This window comes from Streptomyces puniciscabiei (assembly GCF_006715785.1).
GTDB classification, from domain to species: domain Bacteria; phylum Actinomycetota; class Actinomycetes; order Streptomycetales; family Streptomycetaceae; genus Streptomyces; species Streptomyces puniciscabiei.
In genome coordinates, this window is sequence record NZ_VFNX01000001.1 from 3,446,920 (window position 1) to 3,472,289 (window position 25,370).

General features: G+C 71.1%; 28 protein-coding genes. 16 read left to right on the forward strand and 12 right to left on the reverse strand.

Annotation, left to right across the window (positions count from 1 at the left end):
* Positions 1-104 precede the first annotated feature (104 nt).
* On the forward strand, positions 105-425 hold the full coding sequence (locus FB563_RS15865) for a DUF2516 family protein (protein ID WP_079048796.1): 321 nt from the start codon (positions 105-107) through the stop codon (positions 423-425).
* A 109-nt stretch (positions 426-534) separates the two neighbouring features.
* Here the strand turns inward: FB563_RS15865 and FB563_RS15870 are convergent, their stop codons facing one another.
* From FB563_RS15870 to FB563_RS15880, 3 genes are all read right to left on the reverse strand, one after another.
* Entirely contained in the window at positions 535-1,836 is a 1,302-nt protein-coding gene (locus tag FB563_RS15870; RefSeq protein ID WP_055706562.1) for a PP2C family protein-serine/threonine phosphatase, read from the reverse strand.
* 294 nt (positions 1,837-2,130) lie between these two features.
* Entirely contained in the window at positions 2,131-3,222 is a 1,092-nt protein-coding gene (locus FB563_RS15875; RefSeq protein WP_055706561.1) for a C40 family peptidase, read from the reverse strand.
* Positions 3,223-3,421: 199 nt separating this feature from the next.
* On the reverse strand, positions 3,422-4,234 hold the full coding sequence (locus FB563_RS15880; protein ID WP_107100635.1) for a class I SAM-dependent methyltransferase: 813 nt from the start codon (positions 4,232-4,234) through the stop codon (positions 3,422-3,424).
* A 147-nt stretch (positions 4,235-4,381) separates the two neighbouring features.
* Here FB563_RS15880 and mshA point away from each other — a divergent pair, with 147 nt between their 5' ends.
* The 3 genes from mshA (at position 4,382) to FB563_RS15895 (ending at position 7,987) form a co-directional block, all read left to right on the forward strand.
* Entirely contained in the window at positions 4,382-5,719 is a 1,338-nt protein-coding gene (gene mshA, locus FB563_RS15885; RefSeq protein ID WP_055706560.1) for a D-inositol-3-phosphate glycosyltransferase, read from the forward strand.
* Positions 5,712-6,215: a type III secretion system chaperone family protein gene (locus tag FB563_RS15890; RefSeq protein WP_055706559.1), complete on the forward strand. Its 504-nt coding sequence runs from the start codon at positions 5,712-5,714 to the stop codon at positions 6,213-6,215. Before mshA ends, FB563_RS15890 begins: the two co-directional genes overlap by 8 nt.
* 104 nt (positions 6,216-6,319) lie before the next feature.
* The gene (locus FB563_RS15895) at positions 6,320-7,987 is read left to right on the forward strand and encodes a glycosyl hydrolase family 28-related protein (protein ID WP_208766300.1); all 1,668 of its coding nucleotides are present in this window, start codon (positions 6,320-6,322) and stop codon (positions 7,985-7,987) included.
* Here the strand turns inward: FB563_RS15895 and FB563_RS15900 are convergent.
* Positions 7,966-8,766 carry a helix-turn-helix transcriptional regulator gene (locus tag FB563_RS15900; RefSeq protein WP_055709768.1) on the reverse strand — a complete coding sequence of 267 codons (801 nt, stop codon included), beginning with the start codon at positions 8,764-8,766 and terminating at the stop codon, positions 7,966-7,968. The two genes, FB563_RS15895 and FB563_RS15900, sit on opposite strands and share 22 nt — an antisense overlap.
* Before the next feature lie 49 nt (positions 8,767-8,815).
* On the opposite strand from FB563_RS15900, the gene FB563_RS15905 reads away from it, so the two are divergent.
* Positions 8,816-9,241: a DUF2000 domain-containing protein gene (locus FB563_RS15905; protein WP_055709767.1), complete on the forward strand. Its 426-nt coding sequence runs from the start codon at positions 8,816-8,818 to the stop codon at positions 9,239-9,241.
* Between the two features lie 15 nt (positions 9,242-9,256).
* Here the strand turns inward: FB563_RS15905 and FB563_RS15910 are convergent, their stop codons facing one another.
* Complete coding sequence (locus FB563_RS15910) at positions 9,257-9,730, reverse strand: carboxymuconolactone decarboxylase family protein (RefSeq protein ID WP_055709766.1); 474 nt, start codon at positions 9,728-9,730, stop codon at positions 9,257-9,259.
* A 486-nt stretch (positions 9,731-10,216) separates the two neighbouring features.
* On the opposite strand from FB563_RS15910, the gene FB563_RS15915 reads away from it, so the two are divergent.
* Both FB563_RS15915 and FB563_RS15920 read left to right on the forward strand, forming a co-directional pair.
* Complete coding sequence (locus FB563_RS15915) at positions 10,217-10,426, forward strand: hypothetical protein (RefSeq protein ID WP_142218730.1); 210 nt, start codon at positions 10,217-10,219, stop codon at positions 10,424-10,426.
* Between the two features lie 182 nt (positions 10,427-10,608).
* Entirely contained in the window at positions 10,609-10,860 is a 252-nt protein-coding gene (locus tag FB563_RS15920) for a hypothetical protein (RefSeq protein ID WP_142218731.1), read from the forward strand.
* Positions 10,861-11,318: 458 nt separating this feature from the next.
* Here FB563_RS15920 and FB563_RS15925 read toward each other — a convergent pair whose 3' ends face one another.
* Complete coding sequence (locus FB563_RS15925) at positions 11,319-12,572, reverse strand: MDR family MFS transporter (RefSeq protein WP_142218732.1); 1,254 nt, start codon at positions 12,570-12,572, stop codon at positions 11,319-11,321.
* A 167-nt stretch (positions 12,573-12,739) separates the two neighbouring features.
* Here FB563_RS15925 and FB563_RS15930 point away from each other — a divergent pair, with 167 nt between their 5' ends.
* A complete protein-coding gene (locus FB563_RS15930) occupies positions 12,740-13,501 on the forward strand; it encodes a phosphoglyceromutase (RefSeq protein ID WP_055706918.1) in 762 nt (253 codons plus the stop codon).
* A 102-nt stretch (positions 13,502-13,603) separates the two neighbouring features.
* On the opposite strand, the gene FB563_RS15935 is transcribed toward FB563_RS15930, so the two are convergent.
* The 3 genes from FB563_RS15935 to FB563_RS15945 form a co-directional block, all read right to left on the reverse strand.
* Complete coding sequence (locus FB563_RS15935) at positions 13,604-13,828, reverse strand: hypothetical protein (RefSeq protein WP_055706919.1); 225 nt, start codon at positions 13,826-13,828, stop codon at positions 13,604-13,606.
* A gap of 481 nt (positions 13,829-14,309) precedes the next feature.
* Positions 14,310-14,978, reverse strand: a complete 669-nt coding sequence (locus tag FB563_RS15940) for a pentapeptide repeat-containing protein (protein WP_142218733.1) — start codon at positions 14,976-14,978, stop codon at positions 14,310-14,312.
* A 100-nt stretch (positions 14,979-15,078) separates the two neighbouring features.
* Positions 15,079-15,711, reverse strand: a complete 633-nt coding sequence (locus FB563_RS15945; protein WP_063797088.1) for a response regulator transcription factor — start codon at positions 15,709-15,711, stop codon at positions 15,079-15,081.
* 255 nt (positions 15,712-15,966) lie between these two features.
* On the opposite strand from FB563_RS15945, the gene FB563_RS15950 reads away from it, so the two are divergent.
* A complete protein-coding gene (locus tag FB563_RS15950; RefSeq protein ID WP_244329021.1) occupies positions 15,967-16,839 on the forward strand; it encodes a GAF and ANTAR domain-containing protein in 873 nt (290 codons plus the stop codon).
* Positions 16,840-16,875: 36 nt separating this feature from the next.
* Here the strand turns inward: FB563_RS15950 and FB563_RS42950 are convergent, their stop codons facing one another.
* Positions 16,876-17,031, reverse strand: a complete 156-nt coding sequence (locus FB563_RS42950) for a hypothetical protein (protein ID WP_167528490.1) — start codon at positions 17,029-17,031, stop codon at positions 16,876-16,878.
* Positions 17,032-17,148: 117 nt separating this feature from the next.
* Positions 17,149-17,838: a phosphate signaling complex protein PhoU gene (gene phoU / locus FB563_RS15955; RefSeq protein WP_055706922.1), complete on the reverse strand. Its 690-nt coding sequence runs from the start codon at positions 17,836-17,838 to the stop codon at positions 17,149-17,151.
* Positions 17,839-18,018: 180 nt separating this feature from the next.
* Here phoU and phoR point away from each other — a divergent pair, with 180 nt between their 5' ends.
* Positions 18,019-19,278 (forward strand): two-component system sensor histidine kinase PhoR, encoded by a 1,260-nt coding sequence (gene phoR / locus FB563_RS15960; protein WP_055706923.1) that lies wholly within the window; start codon positions 18,019-18,021, stop codon positions 19,276-19,278.
* Between the two features lie 5 nt (positions 19,279-19,283).
* A complete protein-coding gene (phoP, locus tag FB563_RS15965) occupies positions 19,284-19,955 on the forward strand; it encodes a two-component system response regulator PhoP (protein WP_018568744.1) in 672 nt (223 codons plus the stop codon).
* A gap of 110 nt (positions 19,956-20,065) precedes the next feature.
* Here the strand turns inward: phoP and FB563_RS15970 are convergent, their stop codons facing one another.
* A complete protein-coding gene (locus FB563_RS15970) occupies positions 20,066-20,755 on the reverse strand; it encodes a copper chaperone PCu(A)C domain-containing protein (RefSeq protein ID WP_055706924.1) in 690 nt (229 codons plus the stop codon).
* A gap of 605 nt (positions 20,756-21,360) precedes the next feature.
* Between FB563_RS15970 and FB563_RS15980 the strand changes: the two genes are divergently transcribed.
* The 5 genes from FB563_RS15980 to cysS all read left to right on the forward strand — a co-directional run bounded on the left by FB563_RS15980 (position 21,361) and on the right by cysS (position 25,319).
* Positions 21,361-21,843 (forward strand): CarD family transcriptional regulator, encoded by a 483-nt coding sequence (locus FB563_RS15980; protein WP_003953493.1) that lies wholly within the window; start codon positions 21,361-21,363, stop codon positions 21,841-21,843.
* A 288-nt stretch (positions 21,844-22,131) separates the two neighbouring features.
* Positions 22,132-22,896, forward strand: a complete 765-nt coding sequence (ispD, locus tag FB563_RS15990) for a 2-C-methyl-D-erythritol 4-phosphate cytidylyltransferase (protein WP_055706925.1) — start codon at positions 22,132-22,134, stop codon at positions 22,894-22,896.
* Positions 22,886-23,380 carry a 2-C-methyl-D-erythritol 2,4-cyclodiphosphate synthase gene (gene ispF, locus FB563_RS15995; RefSeq protein ID WP_055706926.1) on the forward strand — a complete coding sequence of 165 codons (495 nt, stop codon included), beginning with the start codon at positions 22,886-22,888 and terminating at the stop codon, positions 23,378-23,380. Before ispD ends, ispF begins: the two co-directional genes overlap by 11 nt.
* A gap of 88 nt (positions 23,381-23,468) precedes the next feature.
* On the forward strand, positions 23,469-23,873 hold the full coding sequence (locus FB563_RS16000) for a PPOX class F420-dependent oxidoreductase (protein WP_055706927.1): 405 nt from the start codon (positions 23,469-23,471) through the stop codon (positions 23,871-23,873).
* A 45-nt stretch (positions 23,874-23,918) separates the two neighbouring features.
* Complete coding sequence (gene cysS, locus FB563_RS16005; protein ID WP_055706928.1) at positions 23,919-25,319, forward strand: cysteine--tRNA ligase; 1,401 nt, start codon at positions 23,919-23,921, stop codon at positions 25,317-25,319.
* Positions 25,320-25,370 lie beyond the last annotated feature (51 nt).

Here is a 25,370-nt window from a genome sequence, read left to right on the forward strand (position 1 = left end):
CGGGCACCTTGGGGGTGTCCGGCCCGTTGTACGGGTACGGTGGCTGTACGGACGACTCGACTCGGGTGGTGGGCATTGTGCTGACGACGGCAATCGGCGGAGTGATGTGGCTGATCTCCACCGCGATGCTGGCGCTCGCCATCGTGGCCTTCGTGATGGCCGCGATCTTCCGCCAAGACGCGTACCGCGCCGCGGACAAGCAGAACAAGGGCTTCTGGCTGATCATCCTCGGCCTCGCGGTCGCCGTGAACTTCATCCCGGTGTCGATGCTGTTCCTGCAGCTCGCGGGCCTGGTCGCCTCGATCGTCTTCTTCGTGGACGTACGCCCCGCCCTGCAGCAGGTCTCCGGCGGGAAGGGTTTCCGTCGCCGGGGGCGCGGGAGCAGCAGCGATGGTCCTTACGGGCCGTGGAACGGCGGCCGCTAGGAGCTGGGCGAGCTGCAACTCCCCAGGGGCGCGGGGAACTGCGCGTGCGACCCACCACACACCCGCACCCGGCGATGGCGAGGAACCCCCTACGGCGAGACCCCGACCACTACGCCGTCCGGTCCAGCAACACAACCGCCACGTCGTCCGTCAGCTCCCCCCCATTGAGCTCCCGCACCTCACTGACCGCGGCCCGCAACAACTCCTCCCCCCGCAGACCCTCGGAGAGCTGGCGGCGGATCATCGACACCATCCCGTCCTGCCCCAGCCGCTCGCCGTCCTCGCCGACCCGGCCCTCGATCAGGCCGTCGGTGTAGAGCATCAGGCTCCACTCGGAACCCAGCTCCACCTGCATCCGCGGCCAGCGGGCGCCCGGCAGCAGGCCGAGCGCGGGGCCGTTGTTGTCGTAGGGCAGCAGCCGGGCCTGCCGGCCGGGGCGGGCGAGCAGCGGGGCCGGGTGACCGGCCAGGCACAGGCCCGCGCGGCGGCCGTCGGGCGCGATGTCCACCGTGCACAGGGTCGCGAAGATCTCCTCGTCGGCCCGCTCGTGCTCCAGCACCTGCTGCAGCGTGCCGAGCAGCTCGTCGCCGCACAGGCCCGCCAGTGTCAGCGCCCGCCAGGCGATGCGCAGCTCCACGCCGAGCGCGGCCTCGTCCGGGCCGTGGCCGCAGACGTCGCCGATCATGGCGTGCACGGTGCCGTCGGGGGTGCGGACGGCGTCGTAGAAGTCACCGCCGAGCAGCGCGCGGGAGCGGCCTGGGCGGTAGCGGGCGGCGAAGCGCAGGGAGGAGCCCTCCAGCAGGGGCGTGGGCAGCAGCCCGCGCTCCAGGCGCCGGTTCTCCTGTGCGCGCAGCCGGCCCTCGGCCAGCCGCCGCTCGGCCGTGTCGGAACGTTTCCGCTCCACCGCGTAGCGGATGGCGCGGCTGAGCAGCCGGCCGTCCAGCTCGTCCCGGAAGAGGTAGTCCTGCGCGCCCACGCGCACGGCCTCGGCACCGCGCTCGGCGTCGCCGGAGGCGGTCAGCGCGAGCACGGCATGCCGGGGCGCGAGCTGGAGCACGTGCTTGAGCACGGCCAGCTCGTCGTCGCTGTCGGTGCCGCCCGGCGCCGGAAGGGCCAGGTCCAGCAGGATGCAGTGGACGTCCTCGGTGAGCAGCCGCTCGGCCTCGGTGAGGTTCCGGGCGGTACGGACACGGATCGGCTTGCCGGCCGGGTCCAGCAGGTCGGGCACGATCGGCGAACCGGCCGGATCGTCCTCGATCAGCAGCAGGGTGAGCGGGGCGGCGTTCGCGCCGCCCGCGGTGGTGGCGTTGCGGTGCGCCTCTTCCTTGAGGGGGCCGCCTTGCGACGCGGCCTGCGCCTGACCACTCTCCACGGCCGGGATCGCTCTCTGCCGCGGTACGGGTACGGGCATCGTTCCGGGTTCCTTCCCTCCCCCCGAGGGCATGGGCGGCGCCGAGGGTCTCGAAGCCACCGACGGGGACCATAGCGGGTGTTCCCGTCCCGATGGAATGGTGTGAGCCGCGTCGCTCACGCGCAGGCCGCTGTCATATGCCGCGTTCCGTACGACAGTTGGACAGGGCGCCCCGGCTCCGGGGATGACGAAGCTCACGTCCGGCCCGGGTTTGGGCGGGGGTTGGGGGTGTGGTGGGTCACGTGGCGTGGGTCACGAGGATCCGCCGCCCGCCCGCGCGCCGCGGCCGCATACCTACGCGTCCGGTCGTACGACCCCCAGGATCGGCATCGAGCCGGCGCCCGCGACCGTCACCGTCCGCCCGGGACGAGGGGCCTGGATGATCGCGCCGTCGCCGACGTAGAGGGCGACATGGCTGGCGTCGTCGAAGTAGATGATGAGGTCGCCGGGGCGCATGTCCTTGATGTCGACGTGCTGGAGCTGCTTCCACTGCTCCTGCGAGGTGCGCGGGATGGGGTGGCCGGCCGCCGCCCAGGCCTGGGAGGTCAGGCCGGAGCAGTCGTAGGACTTCGGGCCCTCGGCGCCCCACACATAGGGCTTGCCGAGCTGGGCGGTGGCGAACGCGATCGCCTTCTCGCCCTGCGCGGAGGCCTTGCCGTGGATCTTCTTGAGGATGCCGGTGTCCAGCCAGTCCGTCTGCGCCTTCAGCGCGGCCTGGTCCTCCAGCTTGGCGAGCCGCTCCCGGTCCCGCTTCTCCAGCTCGGACTCCAGCTTCTGGGCGGCGGCGATCTGCTGCTCGATCTTCTTCTTGGCCGTGGCCTTGGCCTGGCGCTCGGCGTCGAGCTTCTTCCACTGCGCGGCGGCGTCGTCGGCGTACGCCTGCAACTGCTTCTGGGTGCTGGTCACTTCGCTCATCAGCGACTTCGTCGCACGCTGGCCCTGGAGCACCAGTCCGGCCCCGTCCAGCACCTGTCCGGGGTCGTCGCTGAGCAGGAACTGGGCGGTGGGCGGGATCCCGCCGGTGCGGTACTGCTCGCGGGCGGCCGCGCCCGCCTGGTCCTTGAGCCTGGCGAGCTTCTGCTGGCCCTCGTCGATCTTCTTGGCCAACGCGACGATCTGGGCGGACTGCTGCTTCGTCTGCTCCTCGGCCGCGTTGTAGGCGTCGGTGGCGACGGCCGCGTCGTGGTACAGCCGGTCGAGCTGCTCGCGGACCTTCTCCAGATCCTTGCTCGGCGGGGGAGTCGGGGACGTGCTCGGAGTGGGAGCCGGGGTCGTGCCCGGCGTGGGTGCCGGGGTGGCGAAGGCCGTGCCGGGCGCTGCCAGCACGGTCACCGCGCAGACCACGGTCACGGCGGCCGAGAGGATGCTGCGCCTGCCCCAGCCCATCACACTTGCCCCCAAAGTTGATTTACCGTCAGTAACTTATGGTGTCTGGGGGATGGTGCCACGTTGTGCCGCAAAACGACAGAGGCCGGTGACTCGGTGAGGTGTTCCCCCGCGTCCGCCCCCGCATGACCATCTCCCCGCCGGTGTGACGAACGGCGCACGAGGATCGTTCCGTCTCACCGGTCCCGAACGGGTGATGTCAGCTTCGGGGCGCCAACGCTCCCCACGGGAGCGTCACTTCACCCTGCCGCCAGCGCGCCGGACCGTCCGTCACCGGCCAGTCGGCCGTCAGGTCCCGTACCGCGCGCAGCCAGCGCTGCCGGGCGCCGTAGGAGGCGTAGGGCGCGGCGGCGGCCCAGGCGCGGTCGAAGTCGCGCAGGAACGCGTGCACCGGCTCGCCGGGCACGTTCCGGTGGATCAGCGCCTTCGGCAGCCGCTCGGCGAGGTCGGAGGGCCGCTCCAGCGAGCCCAGCCGGGTGGCGAAGGTGACGGTCCGCGGCCCCTCCGGGCCGAGCGCCACCCACACGTGCCGCCGCCCGATCTCGTCGCACGTGCCCTCGACCAGCAGCCCGCCGCGCGAGCCGCCGTGGGCCGGGGCGAGCCGCGCGCACAGCCGCTCCCAGACGGCGGCGACCTCGGCCTCGCCGTACTGGCGCAGCACATTGGCGGCCCGGATGAGCATCGGCCGCCCGGACACCGGCACCTCGAAGCCGCCGTGCCGGAAGTCCAGCCCCTCCCGCTCGTAGGCCCTCGCCGCCGCGACCCGCTCCGGTTCGATCTCGATGCCGACCACGCGCGCGCGGGGCGCGACCGTCCGCAGCCGGCCGAGCAGTTCGACGGCGGTCCAGGGGGCGGCGCCGTAGCCGAGGTCGATCGCCAGCGGGTCCCCGGCGCGCCGCAGCTCGGCGCCGTGCGTCGCCGCGATCCAGCGGTCCATACGGCGCAGCCGGTTGGGATTGGTCGTCCCGCGCGTCACGTTTCCCACGGGTCGGGACGTTGCGCGGGCATGCATGCCTACGAGGGTAAGGGCAGCCGATGGTAATGATTGAGTAAAGCGCCTTGATCGGGAAATGGCGCGACCCCCTCCGCTGTTGGACCTCCTGGGAGGGCGAGGTCGGTCCTCCGTCCGGCATGCCCGCAGCAAGGAGAGGACCGCCAGGTGAGCCAGTACGTCAGCAGGCTCGGGCGACGCTCCCCGTCGGCCGCCGCACGGCTACGACTGCACCGCAGGCCCCGCCGCGTCGCCATGCTCTCCGTGCACACCTCCCCGCTCCACCAGCCCGGCACCGGCGACGCCGGCGGCATGAACGTCTACATCGTGGAGCTGGCCCAGCGGCTCGCCGCCATCAACATCGAGGTCGAGATCTTCACCCGGGCCACGGCGGGCGGCCTGCCGCCCACGGTCGAGCTGGCCCCCGGCGTCCTCGTCCGGCACGTCGACGCCGGCCCCTACGAGGGCCTCGCCAAGGAGGACCTCCCCGCCCAGCTGTGCGCCTTCACACACGGCGTGATGCAGGCCTGGGCCGGTCACCGCCCCGGCTACTACGACCTCGTCCACTCCCACTACTGGCTCTCCGGCCACGTCGGCTGGCTGGCCGCCCAGCGCTGGGGCGTCCCCCTGGTGCACGCCATGCACACCATGGCCAAGGTCAAGAACGCCAACCTGGCCGACGGCGACACCCCCGAGCCCGCCGCCCGCGTCATCGGCGAGACCCAGATCGTGGCCGCAGCCGACCGGCTCATCGCCAACACGACGGAGGAGGCCGACGAGCTGGTGCGGCACTACGCCGCCGACCCCGCGAAGGTCGCCGTCGTCCACCCCGGCGTCAACCTCGACCGCTTCCGCCCCGCCGACGGCCGCGCCGCCGCCCGCGCCCGCCTCGGCCTCCCGCAGGACGCCCTGATCCCGCTCTTCGCGGGCCGCATCCAGCCCCTGAAGGCCCCGGACGTCCTGCTGCGCGCGGTGGCGGTGCTGCTGGAGGAGCGCCCGGAGCTCCGCTCCCGCATCCTCGTGCCGGTCGTGGGCGGCCCGAGCGGCAGCGGGCTCGCCAAGCCGGAAGGGCTGCAGAAGCTCGCCGCCCGGCTCGGCATCGCGGACGTCGTACGGTTCCGCCCGCCGGTCGGCCAGGAGCAGCTCGCGGACTGGTTCCGGGCCGCGTCCGTGCTGGTCATGCCGTCCTACAGCGAGTCCTTCGGGCTGGTCGCCATAGAGGCGCAGGCGGCCGGCACGCCGGTGCTCGCGGCCTGTGTCGGCGGACTGCCGGTGGCCGTGCGCGACGGCGAGACCGGCTTCCTGGTCCACGGCCACCGTCCCGCCGACTACGCGCGCGTGCTGCGCCGTTTCGCCGACGAGCCCTCCCTCCCGGCGAGCATGGGCCGGGCCGCCGCCCGGCACGCACAGGGCTTCGGCTGGGACCGGGCGGCCGCCGAGACCGCCGACGTCTACACGGCCGCGACCCAGTCCCACCGCCGTCGCGTACGCTCCCACCATGGGTGATGGTGCGAAGTCGGCCGGGCAGGTCCTGGAAGGTGTCCTGAAGGACGCCGAGCTGGAGTGGGAGAGCCCCGAGCCCGGAAACTACGTGGTCAAGCTCCCCGGCACCCGCAAGCTCTCCACGACGGTCTCCTTCCTCCTGGGCCGCCACTCCCTCTCCCTGAACGCCTTCGTCATCCGCCACCCCGACGAGAACGAGGCGGGCGTCCACCGCTGGCTCCTGGAGCGCAACCTCAAGCTGTACGGCGTGAGTTACGCCGTCGACCGCCTCGGCGACATCTACGTCACCGCCCGCCTGCCCCTCGCCTCCGTGACCCCCGACGAGATCGACCGCCTCCTCGGCCAGGTCCTGGAAGCGGCCGACGGCGCCTTCAACACCCTGCTGGAGCTGGGCTTCGCCTCCTCGATCCGCAAGGAGTACGCCTGGCGGGTGTCCCGGGGCGAATCCACGCGCAATCTGGACGCGTTCAGGCACCTGATCGAGCGCCCCGCCGACTGACTTGCCGTAGGACCCCTTCCCCCTCCCGCCGGGGAGTGGCATGCTCACCGCCGACGCGATACTGAACAGCGTTCATATGAGTGAACATGAAGGGGCGGGTGGACATGAGCGGCACGCACCTCACGAGACGGACCCTGCTCGCGGGCGCCACGGCCGCGGCGCTCGGGGCGACGGCCGGCACCGCGCGGGCGGCCGAGGCCTCGCCCCCCGGACAAGTCCCGGACATCTGGCGCGAGTTCACGCGCGCCCCCCTCACGCACCCCCAGATCCCCTACGTCGGCCGCGCCGGCTACCGCGGCGGAGCGTCCCGCTTCCCCCGCCCCCGCCACTTCGCCGACGTCACCGACTACGGCGCCGTACCCGACGGCACCACCGACTGCGCCCCCGCGATCAACCGTGCCGTCGCCGCCGCCGGACGGGCCGGCGGTGGCACGGTCACCGTCCCGCCCGGCACCTTCCGCATCGACGACGTGATCCGCATCGGTGATTCGGGCGTGGTCCTGCGCGGCGCCGGCAGCGGCCGTACGACGCTGTACGCGACGAAGTCCCTCACCGAGCTGATCGGCGTCTACGGCTCCCGCTACGGCGGGGACAAGTCGGCCTGGTCCTGGGCGGGCGGGCTCATCTGGCTGGCGCCCGGAGCCCGATGGGACTCCCTCGTGGCCGCCATCAGGTCCCGCGCCTGGCCGTTCGAGGGCTGGACCGGCAACAAGCGGGACGAGTGGGCGCCGCTGACGGCGGTGGAACCGGCCCGGCAGGGCTCGTGGACGGTCACCGTCGCCGATCCCGAAGGGCTGCATCCCGGCCGGCTCGTCCTCCTCCGCCTCGCCGACGACCCCGCGCACACCCTCCTCCAGCACATGGCCGGCGGCGGCCCGGGCCCGGCGTCGTACTCCTGGGACGACAAGACCAAGCTGCTGTCGTACGTCCCCTACGAGTGGCCGGTGCGCATCACCCGGGTCCGGGGCCGCCGGATCACCCTCGAACGCCCCCTCCCGCTCGACATCCGTCCCGAGTGGAACCCGCAACTGACCAGTCATGTATCCGAGTTGACCGGGTCGGCGGTCGAGGGCCTGACCCTGGAGGCGGTCGAGACCCCGCAGTCCCCGCACCTGCTCGACAAGGGCCACAACGGCGTGGTCCTCCAATGTGCCTACGACTGCTGGGTGGACGACGTCACGGTGACGAACGTGGACAACGGCTTCGGCCTGGTCGCCGCCTCCGCCTGCACCCTGCGCCGCACCCGGGTGGCCGGACGCGGCTCGCACCACCCGTACTTCTGCCGCGAGGGCTCCCACGACAATCTGGTCGAGGACTTCGCCATCGAACAGCGCACGGTCCCGGCCCCGCCGAACACCCAGCTCCACGGCATCAACGTCGAGGGACTGTCCTCCCACAACGTTTGGTCGCGCGGCCGGATGGAGATGGGCACCTTCGACAGCCACCGCGGCCTGCCCTTCGCAGACGTCCGCACGGACATCACGGTGAACAACAACGGCCGCCACGGCGGGGACGCCAACGCCGGCCCGCTGTTCGGCGCCCGCTTCACCCACTGGAACATCAGGGTCACCAACGGCCGCGCGGGCCTGATGAAGATCGACGGCCTGGCCCCGTACTCGGCGACCGTCGGCCTCAACACGGTGACCGAGTCCGACCAGATCGACGTCCCCGACTTCACCGGCGACCTGCACTCCCGCCTGGAGCTGTACGGCACCACGGACGCCGTACGCCCGCGCAATCTGTACGACGCTCAGCGCGAGCTGCTGCGATAGCGCCCCGGGGTCACCCCGACCAGCCTCTTGAAGTGCCGGGTGAGATGGGCCTGGTCGTAGAAGCCGGTGGCCGAGGCCACCTCGCCCGGAGCCAGCCCGTCCAGCAGCAGCCGCCGGGCCCGCCCGACCCGGCGCGACATCAGGTACTGGTGCGGGGCGATGCCGTACGCCCCGCTGAACGCCCGCACCAGATGGGCGGGATGCGCGTGCAGCAGGCGCCCGGCCTCCTCCAGCGAGACGCCGTCGGCCACCCGGGCGTCGAGCAGTTCCCGCAGCCGCCGGCCGAGGACCGGATCCGGGCGGGGCACCGGTGCGTCGGTCCGCCCTCGCAGATGGTCCCGCAGCCGCTCCCCGACCAGGGTCAGCCTGCTCTCCGCCTCCAGTTCGTCGCCGGGCCCGGCGAGGGCGGAGTGCACCTGCCCGACGCGCCGCCGCAGCAGCGGATCCCGCAGGCCGGGTGTGTCGACGGCGCGCCCGATGAGCTCCTCGCCGAGCCGGCTGCTGTCGAGGTAGACGACCCGTTTGCGGAAGCCGTCCGGGGTGGCGGGGGAGCCGTTGTGCGGCACGTGCGGCGGCAGCAGGGTGACGGTGTCGTGCGGGGTGCCGTGCTCGTGCCGGTCGAGCTCGTACCGTACGGCCCCGTCGTCCACGATGAGCAGCGTCCAGGCGTCGTGGACGTGCATCGGGTAGGCGTACTCGGTGAAGTGGGCGTGGAAGACCTCCACGACACCCGGGACGCGCGGGCGCCAGGCGGAGACTTCGGGCTGGTCGGCGGCCACGCAAAGAACGTACAAGACGTCGTCGTACGGCGGTCGGCAGTCTCATTCCATGAGCGCTGAACCCATCCGTTTCGACACGAAGATCGCCGTGCTGCTGCGCGCGGACCTGGAGCCCTGGCAGCGGCTCAACGTCACCGCGTTCCTGGTCAGCGGCCTGGGCGCGACGGTCCCCGAGGTGATCGGCGAGCCGTACGAGGACGCCGACGAGGTGGCGTACCTGCCCATGTTCCGCCAGCCGGTGCTGGTCTTCGAGGGCTCGAAGGAGACCCTCAAGGCGGCCCACGGCAGGGCGCTGAGCCGCGCCCTGCCCCGTGCCGTCTTCACCTCGGACCTGTTCGCCACGGGCAACGACCGCGACAACCGCGCGGCGGTGCGGGCCGTACCGACGGCCGAGCTGGACCTGGTCGGGCTGGCGGTGTACGGCCCGCGCAACGCTGTGGACAAGGTCCTCAAGGGCGCACGGATGCACCCCTGAGGTGCGTGCCGCGGGTCAGCCGAACATGCCGGGCCGGTAGTCGCCGGCGGGCTGCCGGACGATGACGTTGACGCGGTTGTAGGCGTTGATCAGGGCGATCAGCGCCACGAGCGCGGCGAGCTGGTCCTCGTCGTAGTGCTTGGCGGCGTTCGCCCAGACCTCGTCCGGGACGCCACCGGCCGCGTCGGCGATGCGGGTGCCCTGCTCGGTCAGCTCCAGCGCGGCCCGCTCGGCCTCGCTGAACACCTCGGCCTCCCGCCAGGTCGCGACCAGGTGCAGCCGCTGCGCCGTCTCCCCGGCGGCGGTCGCGTCCTTGGTGTGCATGTCGGTGCACATCGCGCACCCGTTGATCTGACTGGCCCGGATCTTCACCAGCTCCTGTGTCGCGGCCGGCAGGGGGGAGTCCGTGACCACCTTCCCCGCCGAGTTGATGTGCTTGAGGAACGTGCCGGTCACGGCGTTGGCGAAGAGGTTGAGGCGTGCGTCCATGGTGTGCTCCCGTGTGGTTTTTCGTGGGCTGCACCTTCCTGACGGATCCGGCCGTGGAGATGTGACGAGGTCGAGCGTGACCCGGGTCACGGGTGTCCGGGCCGCGGATCCGTCCGTGAACGGAATCTGCACAGGGCTTACGCAAGCGGGGGCCGGGCGGGTTCGCTTGGTGCGGAGATGTCCTGGTCGGTGTGGCGGTGGCAAGAGCTGTGGCCTGCCTGTGCGGCGCGGCATGTGGAGGTACTGGCCCCAACCCGTGACCGTGTCCGCACCGATGGGTCATCCGGCGCGCTCAACTGACGGGGTGCGGCTGGCGGTTGACTGGCTGCCCGGCACGCTCCGTGGTTTGATCGCTCGCACCGCCGGGATCGCGCCAGGTGTCCTGAAAGGGATGGCGCACGCCCGCGGTCGCGGCCCACCATCTGTCCCCAGCGGGCCGCTTCCCCTTGGACCTTGTGGACCATCCATGCGAAGGGCAGTTTCACCATGAACGCCGCTCACCAGATCCAGACCCTCGAGATCTCCGACGCCGAGCTCGACACCGTCTCCGGTGGCCTGGCCCCCGAGGCCAGCCTCTCCGCCGACTCCACCACCCTGAGCAGCGCCGACGCGCTGTCCCAGCTCGGCGCCGTCCAGGGCGAGGTGCTGGGCGCCCTGGCCCAGCCCCACCAGATCGGCGTCAACCTCACCGTCTGATCACCCAGATCGCCGTACCCCAGCCCCCTGCCGGTGGAGAACTCCCGGGCGGGGGGCTCGGTCATGGCGGCGGACAGGGCCATGTGCGCCGCCTTTTCGGGTGCTTTGTGCACCTCGACGCTTCTCGCCCGCGGGGCGACGGCATACCTGTGGCGACCACACACCGACCGAAGGAGACGCTTATGCGTGCACCTGCCGTGCTGGCTGCCATCGCTCTTGCCGGAACCGTTCTGCTGGGTGGTGCGGCCCAGGCCCTCGCCGACGACAACGACGACATGGGCATGGGCAGCGTCATGGGCAACGCCGGAGGTGATTTCGGGAGCACCTCTCTGGCCAAGCCCGATTCCGGCAAGGACGCGTCCGGTCTCGGCCAGGGCCAGGGTGCGTCCGGTTTCGGCAAAGCCGGGTCGATCTTCGACCGGACCACCGGCTGACGGCCGGGCCGACCCCTGCAATCCCCGCCCGGCACCGGGATGTTCTCGGTGCGGGGCGGGGACTTTCCGCGGAGGGGAGGGGGTTGGCGGGGGTTTGCCGTGGGCGGCGGGCGGCGCGATCGCCTCGGCGGGGGGCGATTTTCTCGGCGGGGGGTGCGATTTCCTCGGCGTTCTCGGATGCTCGGTGCTCGGCGTGCTCGGAGTTCTCGGGTGCTCGGCGTCCTCGCGCCTCCTCGGCGTCCTCGTGCCTCCTCGTGCCTCCTCGTGCCTCCTCGTGCCTCCTTGGCCTCCTCGTGCCTCCTGGGGCCTACTCCGCCTCCTCGGCGTCCTCACGACTCCTGGCTGCTCGCGCCTCCTGGGGCTGCTCGCGCCTCCTGGGCCTGCTCCCGCCTCCTGGGCCTCCTCCGCATCCCCGGCTGACGTCAGGAGGTTCGGCGCCCCGGGTCTGCCCGAATCCCTCAGGCGGCCTGCTCGGACGCCCGCGGCTGCGCTTCCGGCGCAGGGGCCGCCGGGCTCTCCTTCGGCAGCCCCCGCATGAGCACCCCGTACCCCACCCCCGCGACCGTCCCCACCACGGCGCACATGCCCCACAGCCACTGTGCGCCCAGCCGGTCGATGACGGCGCCGGACATCAGCGGTGCGACCAGCGCGGCGACGGACCAGGACAGCGTGTACACGCCCTGGTAGCGGCCGCGTCCGTGGACCGGGGACAGCCGGACGACGAGTCCGGTCTGGGTCGGCGCGTTGACGATCTCGGCGAGGGTCCAGACGCACACGGTGACCATGAAGACGCCGACCGATCCGGCGAAGGCGGTGAGCCCGAAGCCGTAGCCGGCGAGCAGTGAGGAGACGACCAGCAGGGTGCGAGGGTCGCGGTGCTCGATGAACCGGGTGACCGGGATCTGCAGGGCGACGATCAGGATGCCGTTGACGGCGATGGCGACGCCGTAGTCGGCGGGCGAGAACCCGGCCCGGCCCATGGCCACCGGCAGTCCCACCGACCCCTGCTGGAAGACGAGGGCGACCAGGAAGGACAGCCCGACGACGGCCATGTACCGCCCGTCCCGCAGCACGGTGCCGAGGCTGACGGCGCCGTCCTTCTCCTTCACGTGTGCCGTCGGCCGGGACTCGGGCAGCTTGAGGAAGACGACGAGCGCGCAGGCCAGGGTCATCCCGGCCTCGATGAGGAAGCCGGCGCGATAGCTGACCTCGGCGATGAACCCGGCGGCCGTGGAGGAGACGGCGAACCCGAGGTTGATGGCCCAGTAGTTGAGGGAGAACGCGCGGACGCGGTCCTCGGGGCGGACGATGTCGGCCATCATCGCCTGTACCGCCGGCCGGGAGGCGTTGGAGGCCATGCCGACGAGGAAGGCGACGGCGGCGATGGCGACGGGGTCCGTCATGAAGCCGAGCAGCGCGACGGAGGCGGCCGTGGCCGACTGGGCGAGGAGCAGTGTCGGCCGCCTGCCGAGCCGGTCGGCCATCACCCCGCCCCCGAGCGAGGAGACGACCCCGCCCAGCCCGTGCAGCGAGGCGACGAGACCGGCGTACGAGGCGGAGTAGCCGCGGTCGAGGGTGAGGTACAGGGCCATGAAGGTGGCCACGAACGCGCCGAGCCGGTTGACGAGGGTGCTGGTCCACAGCCACCAGAACGCACGGGGCAGCCCGGAGACGCTCTCCCGGGCGGCACGTCGGAGACGGGTGGCGGACATGACAAGACCCCCCAGAGGTTTGCGGCTCAAGCGGTAAGCGGCTCATGCGGTAAGCACAACTTACATAGGAGGTCTGCCGGGGGCCACTCGATTAACAGATCCCGTCAACGGTCCACCCACCGGTCGGCCGGGGCGATGCCCCGAACGCGTGGATTACGCTCTGACGCATGGCCGACGCACCGTACAAGCTGATCCTCCTCCGCCACGGCGAGAGCGAGTGGAACGCGAAGAACCTGTTCACCGGCTGGGTGGACGTCAACCTCAACGAGAAGGGCGAGAAGGAGGCAGTCCGCGGTGGCGAGCTCCTGAAGGACGCCGACCTTCTCCCCGACGTGGTCCACACGTCCCTCCAGAAGCGCGCGATCCGCACGGCCCAGCTGGCCCTGGAGGCCGCGGACCGCCACTGGATCCCCGTCCACCGCAGCTGGCGCCTGAACGAGCGCCACTACGGCGCGCTCCAGGGCAAGGACAAGGCGGCCACCCTGGCCGAGTTCGGCGAGGAGCAGTTCATGCTCTGGCGCCGCTCCTACGACACCCCGCCGCCGCCGCTCGCCGACGACTCCGAGTTCTCCCAGTTCGACGACCCGCGCTACGCCACGCTCCCGCCGGAGCTGCGCCCGAAGACGGAGTGCCTGAAGGACGTCGTCCACCGGATGCTTCCGTACTGGTTCGACGCGATCGTCCCCGACCTCCTGACCGGCCGCACGGTCCTGGTCGCGGCCCACGGCAACTCGCTGCGCGCCCTGGTCAAGCACCTGGACGGCATCTCCGACGCCGACATCGCGGGCCTGAACATCCCGACGGGCATCCCGCTCGTCTACGAACTCGACGCCGACTTCAAGCCGGTCACCCCCGGCGGCAAGTACCTCGACCCCGAGGCGGCCGCGGCGGCGATCGAGGCGGTCAAGAACCAGGGCAAGAAGAAGTAGGTTCCGTGATCATGCCCCTGAGCTGGGCCTTCTGCGCAGGTCAGGGGCATTCTCGCGGTCTGGGCCCGCTCCGGGGCTCAGGCCCCGGGTCCGCTGTGCGGCCTATCCGAAATTCTTGACCTCGGCGCCGCCTGCTGCGGGCTTCGCGACCTGGAACGTCTTGGCGTACGTATGCTGCTCGTTGTCGCTGTCCAGGCAGACAACCTTGGCGGTTGCCTGCGTGCCGTTCTTCGGAATTCCCGTGAGGAGGACCGAGTACGACTCGGTCGCGTTGTCACCGGGAAGCTCGTCCGAGTCGGCTATTCCCTTCTTGGGCGTTACCGTCACCGTATCCGGTGTCGAGTCCCCGAATCTCGCACAGCTCACTGTTCCCAGTGAGGCCACGACCGCGACGGAGCCGAGTGTCTTCCCTTTCTGCTGCTGAAATTCCGCATTTCAGCCTCCCACGTTCAGACGGATTTGCCGGGTGCCGGCTGTCCAGGGCGCATGGGGGAGCCGGTCGATTCCGGCTTCGGACGCCAACTCCCTTGCGCTGAGCACTTCTACGGGTGTGACGCCTCTTTCGACACTAGCGAGCAGCGGGTGAGTCGTATAGCTCGAAGTCGCCCAAGAAATGGGCGACTTCCGACCCGCACATCGAGATGCACGCGTTTCTTGGCGGCCTTCCCCTCGGGGACGCGGCGCTCAGGTTCTGTGCAGTCGAAGGTGACCTGGACCACATGGCCTTCCCGCGATCACGCCCCCGACTTGCGCGTATCGCGCGGATCGGGGGCGTGTTCACGTGGAGGTGCTGTCACGCGGGAGACGCTCAGCCTCCGGTCGGTGCCTCGGTGGCCGCGCCACCGGTGTCTGAGCCGCCGGTGTTGGCGCCACCGGTGTCTGAGCCGCCGGTGTTCGCGGCGCCGGTGTTGGCGCCGCCGGTCTCAGCCGCGCCGGTGTTCGCGCCTCCGGTCTCCGGTGCGGTGGGGGCCCCGGTGCCGCCGCCACCGGTGTCCGTCGCGGTGGGCGCCCCGGTTTCCGTGGTGCCGCCGGTCGGGGACCCGGTGGTCGGTGCGCCGGTGGTCGGCTTGGCGGAGCCCGTGGTGGGGCTCGGCGACGGCGACGTGGTGCCCGCCGTGGGCGACGCCGAGGTCGGCTTCGGTGGGGTCGTGGTCGGTGCCGGTGACGTCGTGGTCGGCTTCGGCAGCGACGGTACGACGATGACCTGTGGGGGATTCTTCGGGGTGGGAACCTGCACCAGGATGATCACGATGACGTCGCGGCCGTTGTGGTGCTCGTGCCGCTTCTTGACCTGGTAGCAGACTATTTTCTTCGGATTCTTGTGTGTGCGGTAGCACTTGATGACCTTGGCGGTCGGCGTGAGTGAGGGCGTCTTCGACGTCGCACCGGCGTCCGTCGCCGAAATGGCCCAGGCGCCTGCCGCCAGGCAGGAAGAGGCCGTCACCGCGACACAGATTTTCCTGAGGTTGTTGTCCATTTTCCCAACCCTGGTTGCGTTTCACACGGGACGTACTCGAGGATCGCTGCCGGGCCGCGCAAGCTCCAGAGGCAGAACAACCCAGGCGGTGTGGGCAGAACTACCCCTCCTCGGCGGGCTCCGCAGCCGCCACTCCCCGCTGCAGCGCGAGCCGCGTGAGATCGGCCCGGCGGCGGTAACCCGTCTTGCTGTACAGCCGGTCCAGATGGGAATGCACGGTGTGCTCGCTGATATTCAATTCAGCGGCGATTTCCCGGTCCGTGGCACCGTTCGCGACCAGTCGCAGAATCTGCTGCTCCCGGTCGGTGATCCGGGGTGAATTCTTCTGCACGTCGAGGTCACCGAAAAAGCTGGTGGAGAAATAGCTGCGGCCGGAGGCGACGGTACGCAGTGCGGCCAGCAGTTCCTTCTCGCCCGCCCACTGACTCACATGGCCCCGGGCCCCGGCCTCGATGAGCAGCACGAGGTCGGTCTGTGTCGCGGCGGCCGACAGCACGAGCACCCGGCGGCCCTTCTCGTGCAGCCGGGCCACCTGATCGCAGATCTCCCGGACGGAGACGCGCAGATTGAGCAGGACCACGTCCCCCTCGCCGACCTCGTGCGGCACCACGGCGTTGCCGCCCGCCCCGAGCAGCCGCCGCAGCTCCGGCGCACTGTCGACGACGTGGATCAGTCCGTGCAGAAGGAGCGGGCAGTCGGAGACGACCGCCACGTTCGTCGGTTCTCTGCTCATCCGGCTCCCCCTGGTCGGGGGCCGGCCACGGCCGGGCGCCGGCTGGGCGACCAGGTGGCAGGCCACAGTCATCCCAGCATCCCGGGCCGGGATCGTCCGCGCCCGCCGGACTGACCCAACCGGAGGCCTCCGTCAGGCTTCGGGGCGCGAAGTCCGGCACGGGCGGGAGGGAGAACCAGGTGAGTTCCCCTGGGGGTGGGAACCCGGAGGCTGAAGCATTCGATCCGGGGGGTCGGACGGATACGGGTGGGTCATGTGTGCAGACGGCGCGCCGCGTCGGGGGTGCTGATCATGGCGCCCGAGCGGTCGCGGAAGCCGGCCGGTGGCGGTGTGCCGCCGGAGGTGACGGCACGGCTGCGGGTCAGTGAGACGCTGGCCGCCGCCGCGTGGGGGGCCCACGACCCGAAGGCGGTGCCGGGCGCGCTGTGCGAGGCGTGCGCACGGCTGCTGCCGGTCAGCGGTTCGTCGGTGTCGATCTCCGGCGGGAGGGACGTACGGGTCGTCTGGTGCGCCAGCGACCGGGTCGCCGCCCGGCTCGCCGAGCTGCAGTACACCGTGGGAGACGGGCCCTGCCAGACCGCTCTCGACGAGGGCGCCCCCGTCGTCGCGGCCGACCTCACGGGGTGCGACGCCCGCCGCTGGCCGATCTTCGCCCACGAGGCCGTGGCCCTCGGCGTCCGCGCGGTCTTCTCGCTGCCGCTCGGTGTCGGCGGTGCCGCGATCGGCACCCTCGACCTGTACAGCGAACACGCCGGCGGGCTGACCCAGCAGGACATGCGGACCGCGCTGTGGGTGCGGGACGCGCTCACCCACGCGCTGCTGAGCCTGCCGACAGCGGGCCGCGACCTCGCCGAGGAGGACACGGAGGACGAGGTGGCGTCCTGGGTGGCGGCCTCCGCGGCCGACCACAGCGAGGTCCACCGGGCGGTCGGCATGGTGATGGTGCAGCTGGACGCGGACTCCGGACAGGCCCTGGCCCGGCTGCGGGCCCACGCGTACGCCGAGGGCCGCACGGTCAGCCAGGTGGCCCGCGAGGTCCTGGCCCGCAGGCTCCACTTCCAGAATGAGCCGGAGGGCGGACGACGGCGCGGAACGAAGGGATTACGCGGACGGGAAGGGCCGGTGTGAAGCGGGTTCACACCGGCCCTACGACACAGGTTCCCTTCAGCCGCACTGGCAGGGGGCGCCCGACTGGCACCCGCAGCCGCAGCCCGAGCCGCAGCCGCACGCACCGATCAGCGGGAGGCTCCTGGTCTCGGCGGGCTGGTCGGTCTCACGCCGCTGCGTGGGGTCGGAGGTGGTGCTGGGGGATTCGGCCATGGGTCCCTCCTAGACGCTGGGGCAGGGGTGCCCTCGGCTATTTCATGCCCGCTTCCCCGGGCGCATCAACGGCGCACGGAGGCGCCCACGCGCCCCCGCAGCCCGGCCCCGACGCGGTTACGCGCCCTCGACCCCGGTCACCGGCTGGATGTCCGCCTGGAGCTCGTCCGCGTGCTCGCCCGTGACCAGGTACACGACCCGCTTGGCGACGGCCACGGCGTGGTCGGCGTACCGCTCGTAGTAGCGGCCGAGGAGCGTGACGTCCACCGCCGTCTCGATGCCGTGCTTCCAGCGCTCGTCGATCAGGTGCTGGAACAGGGTGCGGTGCAGCAGGTCCATCTCGTCGTCGTCCTGCTCCAGCTGCAGCGCGAGGTCGACGTCCTTGGTGATGATCACCTCGGCCGCCTTCGCCATCAGGCGCTGCGCGAGCTGGCCCATCTCCAGGATCGTGGCGTGCAGGTCGCGCGGCACCGCGCGCTCGGGGAAGCGCAGCCGGGCCAGCTTCGCCACGTGCTGGGCGAGGTCGCCGGACCGCTCCAGGTCGGCGGACATGCGCAGCGAGGTGACGACGATCCGCAGGTCGGTCGCCACCGGCTGCTGCCGGGCGAGCAGGGCTATGGCCCGGGCCTCCAGGTCGTGCTGGAGCTCGTCGACCTTCTGGTCGGCCTCGATCACGCTCTCGGCCAGCTTCAGGTCGGCGTCCAGCATGGCGGTCGTGGCGCGCCCGATCGCCGACCCGACCAGCCGGGCCATCTCCACCAGACCGTCGCCGATCGAGTCAAGTTCCTCGTGGTACGCGTCCCGCATCAGGGTTCCCTCTCATAGGTGTGCTTGGTCCCCACGCTCCCACGTTCTGCCCCGCACGCGTCCGTTTCCGCCACCCCAAATGAACCAATACTGGCTCCCAGGTGAACTCTGGGCGACGAGTGTCCGAGGTCCCACCTCGACGGCTGTGGTCATGTCGTAGGGCCTGCTTAACCTGGATGCATGGACGTGAACGCGGCGGTCGCCGCAGCGGCAGCGATCGCCGGAGTGCTCACCGGCGTCATCGCCATGCTGGCGTTCCGTTGGAGCGAACGCGACCAGAAGCGACCGACCAGGACTTCTTTGCACACCGATCCCGTACTCCCGCCCGGCGTGGACACCGTACTGTCCGTGCTCCGCTCCTCGGCCGTCGTCCTCGACGAGGGCGACACCGTGGTCAAGGCAAGCTCCGCCGCCTACGCCCTCGGGCTGGTCCGCGGCGGCAAGCTCGCCGTAGAACCCATGCTGCAGATGGCCAGGGACACCAGACGCGACGGCGAGATACGCCAGGTCGAGCTGGACCTGCCCCGGCGCGGCACCGGACGCGGCGAGGCCCTCGCGGTCTCCGCGCGCGTGGCCCCGCTCGGCTCCCGCCTGGTCCTGCTGCTGGTCGAGGACCTGACCGAGGCCAGGAGGATCGAGGCCGTACGACGCGACTTCGTGGCGAACGTCAGCCATGAGCTGAAGACGCCCGTCGGCGCGCTCTCCCTCCTCTCCGAGGCGGTCATGGACGCCTCCGACGACCCCGAGGCCGTGCAGCGCTTCGCGGGCCGCATGCAGATCGAGGCGACCCGGCTGACCAACCTGGTCCAGGAGCTGATCGACCTCTCCCGGGTGCAGAACGACGACCCGCTGGAGGACGCCGAGCCCGTCCGCGTGGACGAGCTGGTCGCCGAGGCCATCGACCGCTGCCGCCACCAGGCCGGCACCAAGCAGATCACCATCGCCGCCGGTGGCACGGCCGACCTGCACGTCTGGGGCAACCGCGGCCAGCTCGCCGCCGCCCTCGGCAACCTGGTCGAGAACGCCGTGAACTACTCCCCGGCCCGCACCCGCGTCGGCATAGCCGCCCGCAGGATCAACGCACCCGGCGGCGACATGATCGAGCTCGCCGTGACGGACCAGGGCATCGGCATCTCCGACAAGGACAAGGAGCGCATCTTCGAGCGCTTCTACCGCGTCGACCCGGCCCGCTCACGGGCCACCGGGGGCACCGGTCTGGGTCTCGCGATCGTCAAGCACGTGGTCGCCTCGCACGGCGGGGAGGTCACGGTCTGGAGCGCCGAAGGCCAGGGCTCCACATTCACCCTCAGGCTGCCGGAGGCGGGCGCGGCCCGCGACCGCGCGCAACAGCACCCCGACCTCGACGAAGACGACGAGGACGGCGGCGCCCCCGACTCATCCCCGTACGAACCGCTTCCCGCCCCGGAGGTCCTTCCGTGACCCGAGTGCTCGTCGTCGAGGACGAGGAGTCCTTCTCCGACGCCCTGTCGTACATGCTCCGCAAGGAGGGCTTCGAGGTGGCCGTGGCGGCCACCGGCCCCGACGGACTCGACGAGTTCGAGCGCAACGGCGCCGACCTCGTCCTCCTCGACCTGATGCTGCCGGGGCTGCCCGGCACGGAGGTGTGCCGCCAGCTGCGCGGCCGCTCCAACGTCCCCGTGATCATGGTGACGGCCAAGGACAGCGAGATCGACAAGGTCGTCGGCCTGGAGATAGGAGCCGACGACTACGTCACCAAGCCCTTCTCCTCCCGTGAGCTGGTCGCCCGCATCCGCGCCGTCCTGCGCCGCCGCGGCGAGCCGGAGGAGGTCACCCCGGCCGCGCTGGAGGCGGGCCCGGTCCGCATGGACGTCGACCGCCACGTGGTCACCGTCTCCGGCTCCAAGGTCGACCTCCCCCTGAAGGAGTTCGACCTGCTGGAGATGCTCCTGCGCAACGCCGGCCGCGTCCTGACCCGCATGCAGCTCATCGACCGCGTCTGGGGCGCCGACTACGTGGGCGACACCAAGACGCTCGACGTCCACGTCAAGCGCCTGCGCGCCAAGATCGAACCGGACCCCGGGGCGCCGCGGTACCTGGTGACGGTGCGGGGGCTGGGCTACAAGTTCGAGCCGTAGGCCGTACCCGCCGGCCGCACCGGCCGTACGACGCCGCAATGGCCGTACGACGGAGGGCGGCACCCCGCCACGGGGTGCCGCCCTCCGTCGTACGGCTGCTCAGTGGCTGCTCACTGCCCGGCGACCGACTGGGAGGCGGAGTCGCTGGGGGTCGCGCCCGCACCCGTGGTCGCGGTGTTGCTCGCGGTCGCCGACGGGGTCGCCTTGCCCTTGCCGTGCTTGCCCGGCTTGGCGCTGCCGGAGGCGGTGGCGCCCGGGGCCGGGGAGGCCGTCGCCGGGCCGGACGGGATCTGCGACGGGCCCCACTTGTCGAAGTAGCTGGTGGCCGGCACCACGAAGGCGCGCAGGCTCACGTCACCGGTCTTGCTGAAGGTGAAGGTGATCTTCTGGGCGTTGCCGTCCTGGACGGCCTGACGGCCGTTCGGGATCTCGGCGGAGCTGTTGCCCTTGCCGCCGAGGATCAGGGAGCCGTGCGCCGGGACGGTCAGGCTGCCGCCCTTGGCCGCGGTCAGCTGCACGCTCTCGGTGCTGCCCGGAATGGCGATCGACTGCAGGGTCTCGTCCGTGGTGCCCGCGTTGAACAGGGTCGCGGAGATCACGGCCGGACCCGTCGACTTCAGGTCGGGCTGGGTGATGACCGTGGCGTTCTGGACCTTGATGTTGCCGACCGTGGTCGCGGCGTTGTCCGGCTTGACCTCCAGGGTCTGCGAGCCGTTGCCGGCACCACATGCGGCGAGCGAGGCGATCGAGAATGCGATGGCGGAGGCGGCGAGGGCGCCGCGTCGAAGGCTGCTGCTCACGGCGGCGGCAACTCCTTGAACGCGCGGGCGGCTCCCCTTATAAAGCCGCCCTAAGTGTCTGTCAGCGGGCTTAGGTTACCGAGCCGTTCCTGGGCCATCGCACCCGACCCTCCCCAAGCGTCCGGCTTCCCACCGGCTGGGGGTACCGCGAACACCCTCGTCACTCCAGTCACACGTGACTCTCCGGTCACTTTGCCTGGCGCTCGTCCGTCATTCACATAAGCGCTCGCAAAATTTCCGTGAAGGAATGCGCACCCCCTCGATATTGATCACGCTCGACCCCTGCCGGCGGCCGTTGATCAATTCCGGAATCGGCCCTGGATCGGCCCCGGACCACCGAACGGAGTAGCGGAAGTCGTACGCTTGGAAGCGGACAAAACGGGACGTTCGTCCACTTGGAGAGGGCTCCGGGAGTGTGTAACGTACGCGTTTCACTCCGCCCGAAGAGCCCCTCCGACCTGCGAATTCCCGCTTCCGCAGGCCTCTCGCAGCACGTTCCTGTCGCAGTTGTCAAGCCCCGAGATATGCCCTGACCTGCGAAAACGCCATTCAGAAGACGCCGTATCCGTGTTACCCTGGATAGCCACGGAAGGGGTACCTGTCACATGACGTTCAAGGTTGGCGACACCGTGGTCTATCCCCATCACGGGGCCGCGCTGATCGAGGCCATCGAAACTCGCCAGATCAAAGGCGTGGACAAGACCTACTTGGTGCTGAAGGTCGCCCAGGGTGACCTGACGGTACGTGTGCCAGCGGACAATGCTGAGTTCGTGGGCGTGCGTGATGTGGTCGGTCAGGACGGGCTGGACCGGGTCTTCGAGGTGCTGCGCGCGCCGTATGCCGAGGAGCCCACGAACTGGTCCCGTCGTTACAAGGCAAACCTGGAGAAGCTCGCCTCCGGCGATGTCATCAAGGTCGCGGAAGTCGTGCGTGACCTGTGGCGTCGCGAGCGCGAGCGAGGGCTCTCCGCCGGTGAGAAGCGCATGCTCGCCAAGGCCCGCCAGATCCTGGTGAGCGAGCTGGCGCTCGCGGAGAACACGAACGAGGACAAGGCCGAGGCCCTGCTCGACGAGGTGCTCGCCTCCTGACGCGCCACGGCGGCGAACCCTCGCTTCCGGCACGCTCAGCACGTTCAGCACAGTGAAATGCCGCGGTGCCCGATGACACAGACCATGTCGCCGGGCGCTGCGGCATGTTCATACCCGCAGGCGGTGTTCGGCGGGGAAGCCGGTGGCCCAGCCCCCCGATACTTGACGTGCCGGGCCCGGGCGGATGGCTCGACCAGGGTCACGGAAAGGGTCCGGTCAAGGCGTCGCGCCCGGCACTCCTCCAGGCCATACCCACCTAGGTCGAGCACACAAACCTGACAGGAACCGATGTCTGACGAATCGCGCCCTTCGCCCGCGCAGACCCCCACCGAACCCCGCGTCGCCGCCGTGATTCCCGCCGCCGGCCGGGGCGTGCGCCTCGGTCCCGGCGCCCCCAAGGCGCTCCGCGCGCTGAACGGCACGCCCATGCTCATCCACGCGCTCCGCGCGCTCGCCGCGTCCCGCCATGTCTCCCTGGTGATCGTCGTGGCCCCGCCGGACGGCGCCGCCGAGGTCAAGTCCCTGCTCGACGCGCACGCCCTGCCCGACCGCACCGACTTCCTGGTCGTCCCCGGCGGCGACAGCCGGCAGGAATCGGTCAGGCTCGGCCTCGCCGCGCTTCCCCCCGAGTACGGCATCGTCCTGGTGCACGACGCGGCCCGCCCGCTCGTCCCCGTCGACACGGTCGACGCCGTCATCGAGGCCGTACGCGCGGGCGCCCCCGCCGTCGTCCCCGCCCTGCCGCTCGCCGACACCGTCAAGGAGGTCGAGCCCGCGGCCGCCCCCGGCGACCCGGAGCCGGTGGTCGCCACCCCCGAACGCGCCCGCCTCCGCGCCGTCCAGACACCCCAGGGCTTCGACCGGGCCACCCTGATCCGCGCCCACGAGAGCGTCACCGACAACGTCACGGACGACGCGAGCATGGTCGAGCAGCTCGGTCTGCCCGTCGTGACCGTCCCCGGGCACGAGGAGGCCTTCAAGGTCACCCGCCCCCTCGACCTGGTCCTCGCCGAGGCGGTCCTGGCCCGCAGGAGGCTCAACGATGGCTTCTGAGGCACCCCTGCTCCCGCAGGTCGGCATCGGTACCGACATCCACGCCTTCGAGGAGGGCCGCGAGCTGTGGTGCGCGGGCCTGAAGTGGGAGGGCGAGGGACCGGGCCTGGCCGGGCACTCCGACGCGGACGTGGTCGCGCACGCCGCCTGCAACGCCCTCTTCTCCGCCGCCTGCCTCGGTGACCTGGGCCGGCACTTCGGCACCGGCCGCCCCGAGTGGTCCGGCGCCTCCGGGGTGGCCCTCCTCACCGAGGCCGCCCGGATCGTCCGCGAGGCCGGCTTCACCATCGGCAACATCGCCGTCCAGGTGGTCGGCCCCCGCCCGAAGATCGGCAAGCGCCGGGACGAGGCCCAGAAGATCCTCTCCGAGGCGGCCGGCGCGCCCGTCTCCGTCTCCGGCGCCACGACGGACGGCCTCGGCTTCCCGGGCCGCGAGGAGGGCCTGATGGCGGTGGCGACGGCACTGGTGGTCCGTACGGGCTGAGGCCGCAGCGATGGCGCTCGTGGTGCGGGTGAGCGGAGAGCGTGCGAGGGTACCCGGAGAGTCACTGCCGACTTGAGGAGGTACCACCATGCCCGCCACCCTGCCCGACCGGCTCAAGTCCCTGCTCGACGGTCCCGTCTTCATCGTGGTCGGCACGATCCAGCCGGACGGCCGCCCGCAGCTGTCCCCGGTGTGGGTGAAACGGGACGGTGACCAGATCCTGTTCTCCACCACCGTCGACCGCCGCAAGAAGAAGAACCTCGACCGCGACCCCCGGGTGAGCGTCGTCGTCCAGGACCCCGAGATGCCGTACACCTACGCCGAGATCCGCGGCACCGCCGAACTCGACACCCAGGGCGCCCAGGAACTCATCGACGAACTGTCCCTGAAGTACACCGGCAAGAAGTACGCCGAGTTCAACCCGGCGTCCGCCAATGACGCCGACCGCGTGATCGTCAGGATCTCGCCGGAGAAGGTCGTGGGCATGTTCTGAGGCATGCGGCACTGGGCACCACCCCGCGCCCACTACTCTGGAGTGGTGACCATTCGCCTGTACGACACCAGCGCCCGGCAGATCCGTGACTTCACCCCGCTCAAGCCGGGCTGCGTCTCGATCTACCTGTGTGGCGCCACCGTGCAGGCGGCACCGCACATCGGGCACATCCGGTCGGGCCTCAACTTCGACATCATGCGCCGCTGGTTCGAGTACCGCGGGTACGAGGTGACGTTCGTCAGGAACGTCACGGACATCGACGACAAGATCATCGCCAAGGCGCATGAGCAGGGCCGGCCGTGGTGGTCGATCGGGTACGAGAACGAACGCGCCTTCAACGAGGGCTACACCGCCCTCGGCTGCCTGCCGCCGACCTACGAGCCGCGCGCGACCGGCCACGTCACCGAGATGGTCGAGATGATGCAGCGCCTCATCGACCGCGGTCACGCCTACGCGGCCGACGGCAACGTCTACTTCGACGTGCGGTCCTTCCCGTCCTACCTGCAGCTGTCGAGGCAGGAGCTGGACAACCTGCTCCAGCCGTCCGGCGAGGGCGAGACCGGCAAGCGGGACGCGCGCGACTTCGCCATGTGGAAGGCGGCGAAGCCGGGTGAGCCGACCTGGCCGACCCCGTGGGGAGAGGGCCGCCCCGGCTGGCACCTGGAGTGCTCGGCCATGGCGCACAAGTACCTGGGCACCGCCTTCGACATCCACGGCGGCGGCCTGGACCTGATCTTCCCGCACCACGAGAACGAGATCGCCCAGGCCAAGGCCTACGGCGACGAGTTCGCGCAGTACTGGGTGCACAACGCCTGGGTGACCATGGCCGGCGACAAGATGTCCAAGTCGCTCGGCAACAGCGTGCTCGTGTCCGAGATGGTCAGGAAGTGGCGGCCCATCGTGCTCCGCTACTACCTCGGCACCCCCCACTACCGCTCGATGATCGAGTACAGCGAGGAGTCGCTGCGCGAGGCCGAGTCGGCGTTCGCGCGGATCGAGGGCTTCGTGCAGCGGGTCACCGAGCTGGCCGGCAAGACCGTGGAGCCGGCCGCCGAGGTCCCGCCCGCCTTCGCCGAGGCGATGGACGACGACCTGGGCGTTCCGCAGGCCCTGGCCGTGGTGCACACCACCGTCCGGCAGGGCAACAGCGCGCTGGCCGCCGACGACAAGGACGCCGCCGTCGCCCGCCTCGCCGAGGTGCGGGCCATGCTCGGTGTCCTGGGCCTGGACCCGCTCGACGAGCAGTGGGCGGCCGAGTCCGACCAGGGCGAGGACCTGCACGGCGTGGTCGACAGCCTCGTACGCCTCGTCCTGGACCAGCGCGAGTCCGCCCGCGCCCGCAAGGACTGGGCCACCGCCGACGCCATCCGCGACCAGCTGAACCAGTCGGGTCTGGTCATCGAGGACAGCCCGCAGGGCCCGCGCTGGACCCTGGGGTCCCGGTAGTCACCGACCCTTGATCGATTGTGCCGCCCGGCCCCCCGGGCGGCACACTGC

Coding starts and splice junctions, on each gene's coding strand:
- FB563_RS16000 (WP_055706927.1), top strand. CDS start 23,469: ATGCCCGCCACCCTGCCCGACCGGCTCAAGTCCCTGCTCGACGGTCCC.
- FB563_RS15880 (WP_107100635.1), bottom strand. CDS start 4,234: ATGCATGCCCGCGCAACGTCCCGACCCGTGGGAAACGTGACGCGCGGG.
- FB563_RS15940 (WP_142218733.1), bottom strand. CDS start 14,978: ATGGACAACAACCTCAGGAAAATCTGTGTCGCGGTGACGGCCTCTTCC.
- FB563_RS15925 (WP_142218732.1), bottom strand. CDS start 12,572: ATGTCCGCCACCCGTCTCCGACGTGCCGCCCGGGAGAGCGTCTCCGGG.
- phoR (WP_055706923.1), top strand. CDS start 18,019: ATGGACGTGAACGCGGCGGTCGCCGCAGCGGCAGCGATCGCCGGAGTG.
- FB563_RS15910 (WP_055709766.1), bottom strand. CDS start 9,730: ATGGACGCACGCCTCAACCTCTTCGCCAACGCCGTGACCGGCACGTTC.
- FB563_RS15870 (WP_055706562.1), bottom strand. CDS start 1,836: ATGCCCGTACCCGTACCGCGGCAGAGAGCGATCCCGGCCGTGGAGAGT.
- ispF (WP_055706926.1), top strand. CDS start 22,886: ATGGCTTCTGAGGCACCCCTGCTCCCGCAGGTCGGCATCGGTACCGAC.
- FB563_RS15945 (WP_063797088.1), bottom strand. CDS start 15,711: ATGAGCAGAGAACCGACGAACGTGGCGGTCGTCTCCGACTGCCCGCTC.
- FB563_RS42950 (WP_167528490.1), bottom strand. CDS start 17,031: ATGGCCGAATCCCCCAGCACCACCTCCGACCCCACGCAGCGGCGTGAG.
- FB563_RS15865 (WP_079048796.1), top strand. CDS start 105: ATGTGGCTGATCTCCACCGCGATGCTGGCGCTCGCCATCGTGGCCTTC.
- FB563_RS15875 (WP_055706561.1), bottom strand. CDS start 3,222: ATGGGCTGGGGCAGGCGCAGCATCCTCTCGGCCGCCGTGACCGTGGTC.
- ispD (WP_055706925.1), top strand. CDS start 22,132: ATGTCTGACGAATCGCGCCCTTCGCCCGCGCAGACCCCCACCGAACCC.
- FB563_RS15890 (WP_055706559.1), top strand. CDS start 5,712: ATGGGTGATGGTGCGAAGTCGGCCGGGCAGGTCCTGGAAGGTGTCCTG.
- FB563_RS15980 (WP_003953493.1), top strand. CDS start 21,361: ATGACGTTCAAGGTTGGCGACACCGTGGTCTATCCCCATCACGGGGCC.
- FB563_RS15920 (WP_142218731.1), top strand. CDS start 10,609: ATGCGTGCACCTGCCGTGCTGGCTGCCATCGCTCTTGCCGGAACCGTT.
- FB563_RS15895 (WP_208766300.1), top strand. CDS start 6,320: ATGAGCGGCACGCACCTCACGAGACGGACCCTGCTCGCGGGCGCCACG.
- FB563_RS15930 (WP_055706918.1), top strand. CDS start 12,740: ATGGCCGACGCACCGTACAAGCTGATCCTCCTCCGCCACGGCGAGAGC.
- FB563_RS15905 (WP_055709767.1), top strand. CDS start 8,816: ATGAGCGCTGAACCCATCCGTTTCGACACGAAGATCGCCGTGCTGCTG.
- FB563_RS15915 (WP_142218730.1), top strand. CDS start 10,217: ATGAACGCCGCTCACCAGATCCAGACCCTCGAGATCTCCGACGCCGAG.
- phoU (WP_055706922.1), bottom strand. CDS start 17,838: ATGCGGGACGCGTACCACGAGGAACTTGACTCGATCGGCGACGGTCTG.